This window comes from Deinococcus metalli, from assembly GCF_014201805.1.
Classification (GTDB): domain Bacteria; phylum Deinococcota; class Deinococci; order Deinococcales; family Deinococcaceae; genus Deinococcus; species Deinococcus metalli.
Window position 1 is genome coordinate 628,793 of sequence record NZ_JACHFK010000001.1, and the last position, 13,638, is coordinate 642,430.

The window sequence follows — 13,638 nt, forward strand, 5'->3', positions numbered from 1 at the left end:
CGGAGGCCGGTGTGGCGGAATGGTAGACGCACTCGACTCAAAATCGAGCGGGAAACCGTAGGGGTTCGAGTCCCCTCACCGGCACCACAACGAAAAAACCCCGCACTAGGCGGGGCTTTTTCGTTGTGGTGACGCTGCTGTAGGGCAGGGGAGACCCGGTTACAGCACTGCGTACAGCACCCAGGTTTTTGTGAGCACGGCGTGAGGGGCAGAGCGGTCACAGTCCTGTGCGAAGCTCAGTCCTAGCATTTCGGTATGGACGTACCGCGCCCCGTGCTGATGCTGGTCGTGCCGCCGGACTGGGACCCGGTGCCCGACGCGCTGGCGGACCTGCGGCGTTGCCTCTCCGACGACTATGGCGCCGTCCTGATGCTGCGCCAGGGCACGCGGCCCATGCGGTCTCCCCTGATCCTCTGCGTGGGCTACTGGCCGACCGATCTCAAGCGCTTCGCAGAGCGCGACCTGCGCCCCAGGATTGCCGAGGCGTTCGTGGATCTCAGCTGGGTCGAGTTCGAGGACGTGGGCTGAGATCCCCAGGTCGGCTGGATCGTGACGGCAGGTCGGCGAGGCATCCGGCGTTGCGCGGGACCCAGGCGCGTTCAGGCTCTATGCCTGCAGCGCGGCGTGCGCACAGGTCTGCGCGAGCGCCTCAGCGCGCCGGGCGGCCGTGTTGAAGATCGTCTCACTCTGCGTGGGATCAGTTCCCAGGTCCTCCGCGAACACCGTCTGAACGTCCGTGATGCCCAGGAACCCCAGGAACGTGCGCAGGTGGCTGACGGAGTGCTCCATGCTCTGCGCGGGTCCCTCGCTCCACACGCTGCCCCGCGCCTCGAGGATGACGGCGTGCTTGCCCGACGTCAGGCCGACCGGCCCGCGCTCCGTGTACTGGAACGTGCGGCCCGCGACCGCGATGGCGTCCATATACGCCTTGACCATCGGCGGGTACCCGAAGTTCCACATTGGCAGCGCGAAGACGACGAGATCCGCGGCGAGGAACTGATCGACCAGGGCGCTGAGGCGCTCGACCTTGCGGGCTTCATGCGGGTCGAGGGGCTGCTGCTGGGCGAGTTTGCCCCACCCGGTCATCACGTCGGCATCGATCAGGGGGACGTGATCAGCGTACAGGTCGAGGACGCTGATGCGGGCGGTCACGTCCGCTCGCGCGTAGGTGTCCCGGAACATCTGTCCGAGGCGCCGCGAGTAGGACAGCTCAAGCGGCTTCGGGTTGCCGGTGATCATCAGCACATGCGTCATGGCGTCTCCCGTGGAGAGGCACAGGGTGTGAGTCCCGCCTCCCCGCCACGCGCGCCCGTCAGTGGGGCGACACCGGTGGACGCTCGTGAGTGCTTCATGATACACCTTCATGAGACAGTGTGAATTTCCTCACGTTGAGAGCGGACCGCCGTCAAGGACGCGGGGTGAGGTTCTGGACGGATGGTCCCGACGGGACGGCGGCCACCCCCGCTGAGCATGTCACGTGACATGATCCGCGGATCTGAGTACCATGCGGGCATGTGCAGCCGCGCGGATGACGACTTCGGGCCCGACGCCATCAGGACGCTCTCGAGCCTATTCGGGCCCTTGTGGGGATCGCCCATCCAGCGGGCCGAGGTCCGACCGACCCCCTGCGGTTCGTCCGCAAGTCTGGGCCGAGATACGAGGCGCCGTATGGTCGATGGGGGTTGGTCCCGACGGGGATGACCCTAACCGACGCCAAGAGGTACGCGACCTTCAACGCGAAGGCGGAATCCCTCGACGAGCGCCCGATGTTCAAGCAGGCCTTCGCGCAGCAGCGCTGCGTCATCCCACTCGCCGCCTTCTGGGAGTGGCCGACGCTGCCGGGCGGCCAGAAGCAGAGGGTCCGGATCGCCCGGCGCGACGCCAAGCCGCTGCTCGTGGCTGGCCTGTGGAGCCTGACGCCCACGCCCGACGGGCCGCTGGAGTCCTGCACCATCGTCACGCGGCCGCCCACGCCGGATCTGCTGGAAGTGCACGACCGCATGCCGGCCCTGCTGCTGTCCAAGGATCTGGAGACGTGGCTGTCCGGCCCGCCCCACCTGGCACGCGGCGCGGCGATGACGAGCTGGGAGCCGCGCATCCTGCAGGTCACTGAGGCATGAGCCGCAGCAACCCCAGGCCGACCGAGGACGAGAAGCGCCGCCGTGCCGCACGCCAGGCGGCCGAGCTGCTGGCCCTGCGAAACGAGCAGACGCGCGCCGCGGAGCGGGCCCGGTCGTTTTACACCTCCTTGCGCGCTGGCGGAGAGGCGGCGTACAACGCACTGGCACGACCACCGCGCGCAGCTGGTCCAGGACGGGACTCTGGCGGCCGACGTGGTCGTGACCCCGCTCGCGTGGGTGCCGCGCTGGCCGGCGCCGCCCCTGCCCGAGCCGCTGCCACCTACACCGACGGCGGTCGAGGCGGCGCGGATCGCGGCGGAGCTGCTCGCGGAGCGGCCGCGCATGACCCGCGAGGATCACGTCGCGCTGGGCCAGTCCATCGCCCGGCTGCGACTGCTGTACCAGGAACTGGGCTGGGAGGAGTGAGGCCCGCGGTGGCCGGTGTGTCAGCCTGATGGGATGATCGACGGAGACATGGAGGTCGTGCGCATCTTGGACGTGGCTGACACCCGGGCCGAGGTGGAACTGCCGGACACCAGCATCGAGGAGTGGTCTTTGGCCAGTCTGCCGCGGGGGTGCGGCCTGGTGACCGGGTGGGGATTACCGTCACCGACGGCGACATGGACATGGTGCTGCTCGAGCGGCTGGATGGGCTGCGGGCCTGAGCAGCTCGCAGTGGTGGATCATGGGGATCCAAGACTGAAACGACGAGCCGCCCCGCCACCGGCATCAGTCAGATGACGTGGAGGGGGTCATTGACCGGCGTTGAAGTCTGGCTGTCTCGTGCCGCGCTCGGCGCTAGGTGCCCAGCCACAGCACATTCACTGTGCCTTAGCGGGGCACACATGCGTCCCATTCCCGTCACACGATCAGACAGACTGGTGTCCCGTCCTCGTCCAGCCGTCCGCTTCCCTCTGCCCCCAGGAGGTCCCGTGCGTTCAAACTTCATCCAACGACTCGCCGGCGTCACCGCCACGCTGGTGCTGGTGGCCTGCGGTCAAACACCGTCGACCACCCAGGACAACCCGTATGCCAACGGAGTCTCACACGACTGGGCGCAGCTACCCACGACCGCGCTCACTGCCCAGCAGCTGACGGCTGGAGACAACACCCTTCAGTACGAGACGCCTACCTTCGCCCAGAACGGCTGGGGCCCCTTCGAGCGCAACCGCAGCAACGGCGAACAGCAGGCTGGAGATGGCAAACCGCTGACGCTGAACGGCTCGGTGTACAAGCAGGGGTACGGCGTTCACGCGAATAGCGACCTGCGGTTCAACCTGGCCGGCCCGAATGGCGAACTGTGCACCCGGTTCATCACGGATATCGGCGTGGATGACGAAGTCGGCTCGAAAGGCAGCGTGATCTTTCAGGTGCTCCTCGACGGCCAGCTGAAATACACGTCAGCCCGCATGACTGGCAGCAGTCCCACGGCCACCATCGACCTAGACGTGGCCGGCTGGAAGCAACTTCAACTCGTCGTGACCTCGGCCGGAGACGGCATTGATTTCGATCATGCCGACTGGGCCAACCCCCGGGTGTATTGCCAGGCATCATCGGGCACGCTCCAAATGGCGCTGTCCAACAATGGGTTTGCCACCGTGATTCACACCCAGAGCCAGACGTTCCAGTTGACCCTAGCGTCCAGGACAGGCAGCGTCCAGGGGCCAGTTGACCTGAGAATCGAATCGACCGACCCCGCCTCCCCAAGTCTCCTGCAACTGAACACGGCGCGGGTCGACTTCAGCGGAACCGGACCAGTGACGCGCGACATCGTCATTGCCGCACCAAAAATCCGGTCGAACGCAGAGATCTACCACTGCGTCTGTCGCGTGATCGCCAGTGTCGGTGGCAAAGACGTGGGTAGCGTTCCACTGGACGTCTACGTGTACCCCGCATCTACAGAATTCAGGTTCGTGCCGTCTGACGGGATTAGCGCAAAGGTGGGTTCGACCGTCACCGTGATGGTCGAAGTCACCACCAACGTCACGCCGATGCGCTTCACGGTGTCACCATACCTGAATGACTCATGGGCCGACTCTGAAACGTATGGCGTCATCGTCGGACCTCGGGACTTCACCGTGACGAGCAAGATATCGACCGTGCCACTGCAGATTCAGTTCAAGAAGGATCCGCCCAACGAGTATCACGTGAAGACCTTTATTTTCCTGTTCGCACCAGTGAACTTCACGCCGCCGACCTATCAGAACCTTCCGCAGCAGGCTTCTTTGGTGTGGACAGCGATTCCTTGATAAATGAGCCATCGCGCCTGTCCAAGAGCCCGGTACTGGGGGTTCTTTCGGGGATAGACTTCATCAGGTGATAGTATCCACGACGGTTTACCACTTGCCTGCTGCAGGCTGGGCCAATAGCCATTCCTGACGGGTCTTACCCTGAAACGAAACGACCGCCCCGCTCCCGGCATCAGCCAGGGCGGGGCAATTGGCGTTGCGACCGCTTCGTCATCACGGCTCAGGTGCCTATCAGTGAGCCCCGTTCCTATACTCATGTGTGCCGACGTATCTCGAGCGTTACCAGCACGGTGCCCACGAGGCCGTCTGGGCTGAACTCACCGCCCTCGGCCCTGCCGTCCGGGATCCCCGCATCTTTCCCGACGCGCTCGGCGTCGCTCACGAGACCATGCGGCGCGCAGCCACCAACGTCGATACCCTGATCACCCGCCTCCGCGCGCAGGGCTACCGCTTCGGTGTGCCCGATGGCCGACAGTTCAAGCCCAGACGCCCCCACCGTCCTCCGCTAAAGCATGTGGACGTGAAACTCGTCCGCTTGGAACGCCTCGCCGGACCTGTTCCGCTGTCCCTGAGGGCGTGGTACGAGGTCATGGGCGAGGTGTATCTCGGCGGGACCGCGCCCTGGCTGGAAGCGGACGTGCTCCCCGATCCTCTGGTCGTCGAGAGCATCGACGTCGCGCTGTATGCCGTACGGGACTGGTTGGAGGAGTGGAGGGACACGCCTCCAGACCAGCGTCCGAGAGATGAGCCCTGTCAGGCGTGGATTGCACCGGACGAGTACCACAAGGAAGACATCAGCGGTGGGCCGCCATACAGCATCGCACTGCCGAACGCGGCCGCGGACGCGAGGGTGGAGTTCGAGTGGCATGACACCACCTTCGTTTCCTACCTGCGGGAGGCGTTTGCGTGCGGGGGCTTCCCTGGCCTGGCACGGGCAGCTGGCGGAATGCCGTCAGTGGTTCGTGAATTGGCACGTGACTTGGTGCCGCTGTAGGACTACCGCCGAGTCCCTGAATGAAAAACTGCCCCGCTCCCAGCATCAGCCAGGGCGGGGCGGTTCAGGCCGTCATGGACGCGGAGCCGATCGTGTAACGGAACCTTCTAAATTTACAATCCCTCTTTCCGGGCCCAAATTGACGCTGAGGGTCATGCGCCACGTCGGTGTGCCCTTTACCAATGGGCTATTCATCCCCTTGACAGACGCGACCGTTTCGCCGTTCATCACGAGCGGGACAATGAATCCGACCAATGGCTGGGGCGGGAGGGTCTGCTGCGCAGTAAAGGTCGTCGCCGACCACGCGTTGACATGACCATCAGCGATGGTGTAGGTCATTCCGTTCAAGTCCATGGTGCCGTTCATGGTGTACGTCGTCTTATTCCCAGGCGTGGCCACGACATGGAACGCAATCGGGTACGTCTCGTCAATACCTGTGGAGGGAACCTTCACCACGCCTGACCAGTCCCCATTGAACACGCGGGGATCGGACGGCACGACCAGGGTGACGTTTCTGTCACCGCAACCTGTGAGCGGGAGGGCCAGGAGGAGCCCGCAGATCAGTGACCGCCAGCCCACGCGACCCAGGCCGGCGGTACGGGCGTGGTGTCGGGTCGCGGTCACGTGGTCTGGGCTGACGGCAGTCATGCAGGGATGGTGGCATACGTCGTCCTGACAGTGGGCCGCACGTGGGGCACCGTTATGGTGATCCGGTGGATTTCACGCCTGGCCGCCCCCTTCCGACTGAGTCTGCAGTGACCCAGGAGCGCACGCTGTACCACGCGCCACGCGCGACCGGCGCCCTGGGCGCAATGACTCGCGAGGGCGGGATGTGGCAGTGGCGGCAGCTGCGCGGGGAGGGCCCGGACGCCTACGGCAGCGGCGGGTGGAACGACCTGCGGACCTGGATGAAAGGCTGAAGCCCGTTGACTGGAGTTTCATGTGAGAATTGGAGCAGATCCATATGCAGATTAATTGGCCCTCACACTCTGAGGATGCAGAAACTTTATATGTAATGTTGACCCATAGAATTGCCTCCGCGTTTGTTGTCGGACGCGAATTCGGTTGCGACCCCATCACTATCACTGAGATGTATTTGAATGGCGAGCAATGGCAAGTCTTGGCCGCTGAGTTTAGGATTCGTCTTTGGTATCACGTCGAACGTATTGGGCTCGGAAATTTTGATGCTGTCACTGCCATCAGGGCGCGCTTCATTCTCAGCCTACTTCCTCGAGAGAAACCTTCGGAGCATGATCTCCGATTTGAATGGCTTATGACTTTTGCTGAACATTCCGGAGTTCCCCTTCCTAGTTTCGAAAGAGTAGTAAAGCAGGTTATAACTGAATATGCTGAAACTCATATAAGTGAATGAAGCCAACATAATAAATAGAAGACCAATTTTTATAAACATCTTGTCTTATTGGCTATCATTCGCATTAACGCACACGGTAACGCGCCCTGCTGAAATACGCAGCCTTCTTGACCTTGAGTAAGCACAGATGGGTTTTGGTGAGGTCAGGCACCCTGCTCATGGTGTTCAAAAGTTGCCTGGTCTGACCGTAGGGGCAAAACGACGAACTGCCCCGTTCCCGGCATCAGCCAGCGCGGGGCGGTGAGGGTTGACACGTGTTAACTTCCCGGGAAACGGCTCAAGTCGTCCTTACCGGATCAGCGGGATGGGCACTGGGACGCCGTTCCCAGGAGTCAACAAGGTCGGCCGCATGAAGAAGCCGCCGGGACGATTCACGTGCTGGCCCGACGGTAAGGGGGGCGACAGCACCACCCACTGCTCCCGCGGCAGGACACCACTGGTGAGCGTCAGCATGATCTCAGCATCCCCAATGAAGCCGGAAGGCGTCTCCGTGAGCACCCTGGTGTCCGTCACCTCCTGCGTCACCCTGTTCCACCCTTTTGCGAACTCCACGTTGAACGACACGCCCAGGCGCACCGTGCCGCTGTTCCCCGTGCAGGTCACGGTACCCGTGACCGTAACGGGCGCATCCAGGTACACCAGGCCACCTTCTCGAGTGACGTCCGTCTGCTGGTAGACCGTTCCAGTCGCGGTCGTCGTTTGCGACGTCGTGTGTCGCGCTTGCAGTGATTGCGCATGACCAGTCACCGTTCCCACCGCAAACAGATCCAGGAACGCCAACTGGGCGCTTTGGGTGCTGAACTTCGGCGTGCCGGTACACGATGCGTCAGGGAGTTGGGACACCAGTTCGTTCAGGTTGGGGGCGTTGTCAGCATTGAACGGGTGCAGTGCGGACGCGGGCACCGTTGCCGGTAGGGGGAGTGTGAACGCGCCACTGGCCTCGAGCGTCCCTGTGGCAATGACAGCACCTGTGGCGGTCTCGCCGTCGACGCGGCCGGCACCGCCCGACCAGGGTCTCGTCGCCTCGTCCACCTCAAAGGAATTGGCCTCCACGATTGTGCCGGTCACGCTCGTGGCAGATGTACCCGGAGGAGACGGCACAGGAGTGGCTGGGCACGCGGTGAGGATGAGGCTCAGGCCGCTCAGGAACCAGAATCTGGGGGAGAGCACGCGCTCATTGTAGAGAAGAGGGCAGAGTGCCTGGGCCGCAAATGAGGCGTCGGTAGCCAGTCAGTGCTGAGCATTATCATCGCGTTGGCCCGCATACGAAACCGCCCCCGCCACCGGCATGGGCCGAGGCGGGGGCGCGTTGCATGGCGCAAGATGTCCGTCAGTCGGTGCTGAGGCTGTAGCTCTTCCCATCCCGCAGGTAGTGGGCGTCCACGACCTGCACGCCCACGCACGGCACGAAGCTCCGGCCGCCGGGCACCGCAACGTTGACCGTGCAAGTGAGCTTCGTGCCGTGCGTGGGATCGTCGGGGATGCAGCGGACAGGGGTGGACGCTGACGGATGAGAAGGCCGGCTAGGACGACGTGTGTGGACGGGTGGGGATCGACTGGGACGCAGAAATCCCGACTCAAAATCGAGCGGGAAACCGTAGGGGTTCGAGTCCCCTCACCGGCACCACCCTGAAATGACCTGCGCCCAGCGCGGGTTTTTTTTGATCTGTGGCCTGTCGCCGGGAGGAGGAGGGGGCGTCACAGCTCCGGTCGTGGCCTCCCGGCGGGTCTGTCCGAAGTCCCAACGAACGCTCCACCACGTCGGTGAGCAGCTCCAACCCTTCATCAGTACACTCCCGGCATGCTGAACCCCGGTGCCGGCCTGCCCGAACCTGCCGACCTGACCGATGCCTTCTGGACCCAGCTCCAGGCGGTGACCGAACACCTCGCCGCCGCGCATACCCAGAACGAGGTGGACGACGCGGTGCTGCTCCTGGCACGTCAGGCGCTCGGGGCGGTCAGCGGCGTGATCCTGATCGTGTCGGGGCCGCACCTGCGGGTGGCCCGGCGCCACGGCGACGATCCCCTGGCGCGCACCGTCTGGGTCGGCCGGCCGCTGTCAGCCGTGACCCCCGCCACGGACGCCGTGCGGCTCCGGCAGCCGCAGTTCTACGAGCACCTCGGCTCACTGCTGGCGGTGTATCCGCATCTGGAGACGCAGACGGGCGGCACGGCGGCGGTCGCCAGCGCGGTGATGCCGATGATGCTGGACGCGGAGGTGCTGGGGGTGCTGGCGCTGGATTTCCATGGACCGCACGTCTTCAGCGCCGGCGAGGTTCACTTCCTGCAGACCCTGGCCGCGCAGGCGGCCCTGGCCCTGGACCGGATCCGGCTGCTGCATCACGCTCAGACGAGTGAGCAGCAGCGCGACGAGGTCGAGCGGCGCAACCAGGCGCTGGAGGCCTTCGCCGTGATGTCCCGCGATCTGGCGGGCGAGACGGACCGCTACGTGCTGGTGCGCCGCGCGCAGGAGATCATGCTGTCGCTGCTCTCGCCGGGGTACGCCCTGTACTGGGAGCGCGGCGAGGACCGCTGGCAGCTCAAGTCGCAGGTGGGCGACATCGGCAACCCGGAGCTTCAGCGGCTGGTCGATGAACACGGCCTGCCGCTGGACGCCCCGGCGCTCCACACGACGTGGCTGACCGGCGTGCCGAACTATCAGGACAACTACGCGCAGGGTGCGGACACGCCCGCCGAGATGATCCGGCACGTGAACGCCGCCACGGCATTTCAGGTTCGCCTGTACGGCCGGCCAATCGGCATGCTGGCGATTGGGCTGTTCGATCAGCGCACGTGGACGCCGATGGACAAGGTGCTGCTGGAAACCAGCATCACCAGCCTAGGGCTGGCTCTGGACCGCGCGGAGCAGACGCGGCACCTGCAGGAGCGCACAGCCGGCCTCGACGCCTTCGTGGCCTTTACCGAGGCCGTCGGCTCGGAACTCGATGTGCACAGCCTCGCGCAGCAGGCGATCAGGGTGATCGAGGCCCACCTGGGGGCCGTCAGCGTCGCGTACTACGAGCGGCACAGGGACCTGTGGATCGGCGTGGACTGGTCGAAGAATGTCCGTCCAGAAGTGGCGGCCCAGATGCAGGGCGGCGTGCCGCTGGACGCCCCAAACTTCGCGGATGCGGTGCGGCGGCGCACGCCGGTCTTCCTGGACACGTGGAATGCCGGCGACAACCACCTGTCCACGGCCGGGATGTACGGAGCAGCGGCGTTCTGCCCGATCTTCATTGACGGCGAGGCGCAGGCCATCCTGGCGGTCGGGCAGTTTGGGGGCGTGACGTGGACGGACCGCACCCGGGCCATCGTGCGCGCGGTCGGCCGCAGCCTCGGACTGGCGCTGGAACGTGCTGCCCAGGCGCGGGCCCTGACGGCGCAGCGCGACGCCCTGGACCGACGCACCCAGGAACTCGAGGCGGCGAACGGGGAACTCGAGGCGTTCGCGTACTCCGCGTCGCACGATCTGCGCACGCCCATCCGGCACGTGATGGGCTTTTCCGAACTGGCCCGGGTTGCCCTCGCCAGGAACGATACGGACAAGGTGGAGCGCAACCTCGGCATCGTGCAGCAGGGCGCCCGGCGCATGGATGAGCTGGTCGACGGCATGCTGATGCTGTCGCGGGCCGGGCGGCAGGAGTTCCGGCCCCGCTGGGTGGCCCTGGATCCGCTGATCTCGCAGGCGCAGCAGGACGCCCACCTTGAGTTCCCGGCGCAGGACATCCACGTGCAGTGGCCGCGGTCCGTGCAGGTGTGGGGCGATCCGACGCTGATCCAGCAGGTCATGACCAACCTGGTCAGTAACGCGGTGAAGTACTCCACCATGCGCCCACGGTCCGAGGTGACCGTGCTGGTTCAGGACAGCGAGACCGAGTGGACGATCACCGTCAGCGACAACGGCGTGGGCTTCGACCCGCAGTACGCCGGAAAATTGTTCGGCATCTTCCAGCGGCTGCACCCCCAGAGCGCGTTTCCTGGTGTGGGAGCGGGGCTGGCGACTGTGCGGCGTATCGTGATCAAGCACGGCGGCCGGGTCTTCGCCCGGAGCGTGGAGGGGCAGGGCGCCACCTTCGGATTCACGCTGGCGAAGCCGGCACCGTAGGACGGCCGCGCTTCAGGGGATGCGGTACAGGCCCGGTTCGTCGCGGCGGACCATCAGATAGCCGAGGCTGGCCAGGTAGCCCGCGAGTTCGCGGATCGCGCCCAGATCTGCGCACGCCGCGTCGGCCGGGAGCCGGGAGCGGAGCTCGCGCTGGAGGTCGCGGTCGCTGAGGTCGGTGCCGGAGGGCAACTCCAGAATCACCTTCAGCGCCGTGACTTCGACGATCGGGGCGGCCATACCACAGTGTGTTCAGGTCGCGGCTCGAGATTGGCACGATATGTGTGAATGTGAATGGGTTACAGAGAAAGGATGAACGTCGGTCAGTTGCTCGGGGCAGGTCTGCCCGTCACCCCAGGGCGTGGCCGCCCGATGCCACAGCTTGACGGCTGTGTATACTCGTGGGCGCCAAAGCCCCGCCTCGAAGACCGAGCGGGAAGTGCAGGAGACCACGTCTCCTCGCCGGCACCGAAAGAGGCCCCCATGACCCTGATCCTGAACCTGTTCCTCGTGCTTTTCGCCGTCACCTGCCTCGCGCTGGTGTTCTTCGTGCTGCTGCAGGTGCCCAAACAGGCCGGCCTGTCCGCCAGCATGGCGTCCGGCGGCTCCCTGCTGGGCGGGCGCGGCGTGGAGGGCGGCATCGTGCGCGTCACCAGCGTGCTGGGCGGCCTGTTCATGCTGCTCGCCATCCTGATCTCTTTCATCTCCCGCTGACTGTTGCGAAGCGTCCGCTGTTGCGGGACGTGCCAGCCCTGACCTGCGCCTGACCGATTGTCATTCGGCAGGCGCAGCCGTCATTCTTTCGGCGTGTGTAAGGTGCAGCGTGTTGAGATTAAAAAACTTAACACAATTGCAAGGAATACCTTGACCTAGCCTAAGCCGATCCATATATTGACCGCGCAGGAAACATGTACCCAGTCCACCCGCCTGCCAGGTCACCACTGGCGGGTTGCCCGTACACCGATCCGGAGGTTCCGATGAAGAAAGCCCTGACCCTTGCCCTCGCCCTGATGGGTAGCGGCGCCTTTGCCGCCCCGTATGTGTTGCCCGCCGCGTGGATGGCCCAAAGCCCCACGGAAGCCAAAGCGGGCGGTGAATTCCGGAGCTACACCATCAGCGATTACAAGACGCTGAACCCCTTCACCAGCGCCGAAGCCGACAGCCTGCCGACGATCATGGGCGGTCCTGCCGGCCTGTTCAATCAGGATCCCACCAACGACAAGTTCGTCCCCGTGATGGCCGACGCCCTGCCCACCGTGAGCAACGGCGGCAAGCGCTTTGTTGTGAAGATCCGTCAGGGCATGAAGTTCAGTGACGGTCAGGCCATCACGGCCGACGACTGGATCACCACCTTCAAGCTGCACACCGACGACAAGGTCGGCAGCAACTCCTACGACAACTTCTTCCTGAACGACAAGCCGATCACGGTCAAGAAGCTCGACACCTACACCCTGCAGTTCGACTTCCCCTCGGTAAGCGCCAGCGCCCTGAACCGCATGTCGTACACCCCCTGGCCCGACCACGTCTTCGGGCCGGTTTATAAGAGCAAGGGTGCGGACGGCATCAAGGCCATGTGGGGTATCAGCTCCACCCCCAGCGCCATCGTGTCCCCTGGCCCCTGGGTGATCAGCAGCTACCAGGCCGGCCAGCGTGCCGTGCTGAAGAAGAACACCTACTTCGGCGAGTGGTTCAAGGACGGCGCGAACAAGCCCCTGCCGTACCTCGACTCCGTCAGCTTCACCATCGTCAAGGACCTGAACGCGGGCCTGGCGGCGTACCTCGCCGGCCAGATCGACACCTTCGGCGCCAGCAAGGCTGACGACCTGGCCCAGATCAAGAAGGCCATCGACGCCGGCAACCTCAAGGCGACCCTGGTGCCGAACGTCGGCCCGAACTCCACGTCCTCGTGGATCGTGTTCAACTGGAACAAGGCCGGCGACGCCACCAAGCAGAAGCTCTTCCGTGACGTGCGCTTCCGTCAGGCCATGAGCCACATCGCCAACCGTCAGGCCATGATCCAGCTCGCGCTGGGCGGCCTGGGCAGCGAGGTGTACTCGGGCGTGTACCCGGTGTTCAAGAACTACCAGTACGCCAGCACCCCCACCTACAAGTACGACCTGGCCGAAGCGACCAAGCTGCTGAACCAGATGGGCTACACCAAGAAGAACAGCGACGGCTACCTGGTCGACAAGGCCGGCAAGGTGCTGGAGTTCAACCTGACCACCAACTCCGGCAACAACGTGCGCGAGCAGCTCGGCCAGATCTTCCGCGACGAGGCCAAGAAGGTCGGCGTGAAGGTCAACTTCACCCCGGTGGACTTCAACACCCTGGTCGGTCAGCTGCTGGCCAAGGGCGCGGACCGTCCCTTCGACGCGATCCTGCTGGGTCTGTCGGGCGGCGACAACATCTGGCCCTACGGCAGCAACGTGGTGCCCTGCGGCGGCAACCTGCACGCCTACAACGTGCCCAGCGACGGCAAGTGCCTGAACGCTCAGGAAAACCTGATGACCAAGCTGTACTACCAGGGCGACCAGACGCTGGACGACGACGCCCGCCGCAAGATCGGTGAGCAGCTGTCGAAGGTCGAGGGGCAGAACCTGGGCTTCATCTACCTGGTGGCGACCAACTACCACGTGACCTTCAACAACCGGGTCGGCGGCGAGTACAAGCGTAACCTCTGGGACTCGTACTACGGCTCGCGCCCCGCGTACGGCCTGACCACCTTCATCAAGTAACACTCGGCCAGTCCCACATGGACGGGGGTGGTTCGCGCTCGCGGGCTGCCCCCTCCTCCATGGAAC

13 protein-coding genes and 1 tRNA gene are annotated in these 13,638 nt (G+C 64.7%); 10 read left to right on the forward strand and 4 right to left on the reverse strand.

From position 1 onward, the window contains the following. The first annotated feature begins 5 nt into the window (after positions 1 to 5). Positions 6 to 87, forward strand: a tRNA-Leu gene (locus HNQ07_RS03095). Positions 88 to 255: 168 nt separating this feature from the next. Then, positions 256 to 528, forward strand: coding sequence for a hypothetical protein (locus tag HNQ07_RS03100; RefSeq protein WP_184109410.1), 273 nt, complete (start codon positions 256 to 258; stop codon positions 526 to 528). Between the two features lie 78 nt (positions 529 to 606). On the opposite strand, the gene HNQ07_RS03105 is transcribed toward HNQ07_RS03100, so the two are convergent. Next, positions 607 to 1,254: an NAD(P)H-dependent oxidoreductase gene (locus tag HNQ07_RS03105; RefSeq protein ID WP_184109411.1), complete on the reverse strand. Its 648-nt coding sequence runs from the start codon at positions 1,252 to 1,254 to the stop codon at positions 607 to 609. A gap of 329 nt (positions 1,255 to 1,583) precedes the next feature. Here HNQ07_RS03105 and HNQ07_RS03110 point away from each other — a divergent pair, with 329 nt between their 5' ends. From HNQ07_RS03110 to HNQ07_RS03125, 4 genes are all read left to right on the forward strand, one after another. Next, positions 1,584 to 2,120: an SOS response-associated peptidase gene (locus HNQ07_RS03110; protein WP_268245890.1), complete on the forward strand. Its 537-nt coding sequence runs from the start codon at positions 1,584 to 1,586 to the stop codon at positions 2,118 to 2,120. Positions 2,121 to 2,333: 213 nt separating this feature from the next. Then, complete coding sequence (locus tag HNQ07_RS03115; protein WP_184109413.1) at positions 2,334 to 2,546, forward strand: hypothetical protein; 213 nt, start codon at positions 2,334 to 2,336, stop codon at positions 2,544 to 2,546. Between the two features lie 506 nt (positions 2,547 to 3,052). Continuing rightward, positions 3,053 to 4,369 carry an NPCBM/NEW2 domain-containing protein gene (locus tag HNQ07_RS03120; protein ID WP_229831761.1) on the forward strand — a complete coding sequence of 439 codons (1,317 nt, stop codon included), beginning with the start codon at positions 3,053 to 3,055 and terminating at the stop codon, positions 4,367 to 4,369. Between the two features lie 259 nt (positions 4,370 to 4,628). Continuing rightward, positions 4,629 to 5,363, forward strand: a complete 735-nt coding sequence (locus HNQ07_RS03125) for a hypothetical protein (protein WP_184109415.1) — start codon at positions 4,629 to 4,631, stop codon at positions 5,361 to 5,363. A 72-nt stretch (positions 5,364 to 5,435) separates the two neighbouring features. Here the strand turns inward: HNQ07_RS03125 and HNQ07_RS03130 are convergent, their stop codons facing one another. Next, positions 5,436 to 6,011 (reverse strand): hypothetical protein, encoded by a 576-nt coding sequence (locus tag HNQ07_RS03130; RefSeq protein ID WP_184109416.1) that lies wholly within the window; start codon positions 6,009 to 6,011, stop codon positions 5,436 to 5,438. A 107-nt stretch (positions 6,012 to 6,118) separates the two neighbouring features. On the opposite strand from HNQ07_RS03130, the gene HNQ07_RS03135 reads away from it, so the two are divergent. Then, complete coding sequence (locus tag HNQ07_RS03135; protein ID WP_184109417.1) at positions 6,119 to 6,283, forward strand: hypothetical protein; 165 nt, start codon at positions 6,119 to 6,121, stop codon at positions 6,281 to 6,283. A gap of 740 nt (positions 6,284 to 7,023) precedes the next feature. On the opposite strand, the gene HNQ07_RS03140 is transcribed toward HNQ07_RS03135, so the two are convergent. Further along, entirely contained in the window at positions 7,024 to 7,905 is an 882-nt protein-coding gene (locus HNQ07_RS03140) for a hypothetical protein (protein ID WP_184109418.1), read from the reverse strand. A gap of 631 nt (positions 7,906 to 8,536) precedes the next feature. On the opposite strand from HNQ07_RS03140, the gene HNQ07_RS03145 reads away from it, so the two are divergent. Beyond that, entirely contained in the window at positions 8,537 to 10,840 is a 2,304-nt protein-coding gene (locus tag HNQ07_RS03145) for a sensor histidine kinase (RefSeq protein ID WP_184109419.1), read from the forward strand. 12 nt (positions 10,841 to 10,852) lie between these two features. On the opposite strand, the gene HNQ07_RS03150 is transcribed toward HNQ07_RS03145, so the two are convergent. Then, entirely contained in the window at positions 10,853 to 11,077 is a 225-nt protein-coding gene (locus HNQ07_RS03150; RefSeq protein WP_184109420.1) for a hypothetical protein, read from the reverse strand. Positions 11,078 to 11,326: 249 nt separating this feature from the next. On the opposite strand from HNQ07_RS03150, the gene secG reads away from it, so the two are divergent. After that, positions 11,327 to 11,551, forward strand: coding sequence for a preprotein translocase subunit SecG (gene secG / locus HNQ07_RS03155; RefSeq protein WP_184109848.1), 225 nt, complete (start codon positions 11,327 to 11,329; stop codon positions 11,549 to 11,551). A 263-nt stretch (positions 11,552 to 11,814) separates the two neighbouring features. After that, positions 11,815 to 13,572, forward strand: a complete 1,758-nt coding sequence (locus HNQ07_RS03160; protein ID WP_184109421.1) for an ABC transporter substrate-binding protein — start codon at positions 11,815 to 11,817, stop codon at positions 13,570 to 13,572. The last annotated feature ends 66 nt before the right edge of the window (positions 13,573 to 13,638 follow it).

Bases quoted from the DNA above. Each gene is read 5' to 3' on its own strand.
- HNQ07_RS03160 (WP_184109421.1), top strand. From the start codon at position 11,815: ATGAAGAAAGCCCTGACCCTTGCCCTCGCCCTGATGGGTAGCGGCGCC.
- HNQ07_RS03145 (WP_184109419.1), top strand. From the start codon at position 8,537: ATGCTGAACCCCGGTGCCGGCCTGCCCGAACCTGCCGACCTGACCGAT.
- HNQ07_RS03150 (WP_184109420.1), bottom strand. From the start codon at position 11,077: ATGGCCGCCCCGATCGTCGAAGTCACGGCGCTGAAGGTGATTCTGGAG.
- HNQ07_RS03105 (WP_184109411.1), bottom strand. From the start codon at position 1,254: ATGACGCATGTGCTGATGATCACCGGCAACCCGAAGCCGCTTGAGCTG.
- HNQ07_RS03130 (WP_184109416.1), bottom strand. From the start codon at position 6,011: ATGACTGCCGTCAGCCCAGACCACGTGACCGCGACCCGACACCACGCC.
- HNQ07_RS03100 (WP_184109410.1), top strand. From the start codon at position 256: ATGGACGTACCGCGCCCCGTGCTGATGCTGGTCGTGCCGCCGGACTGG.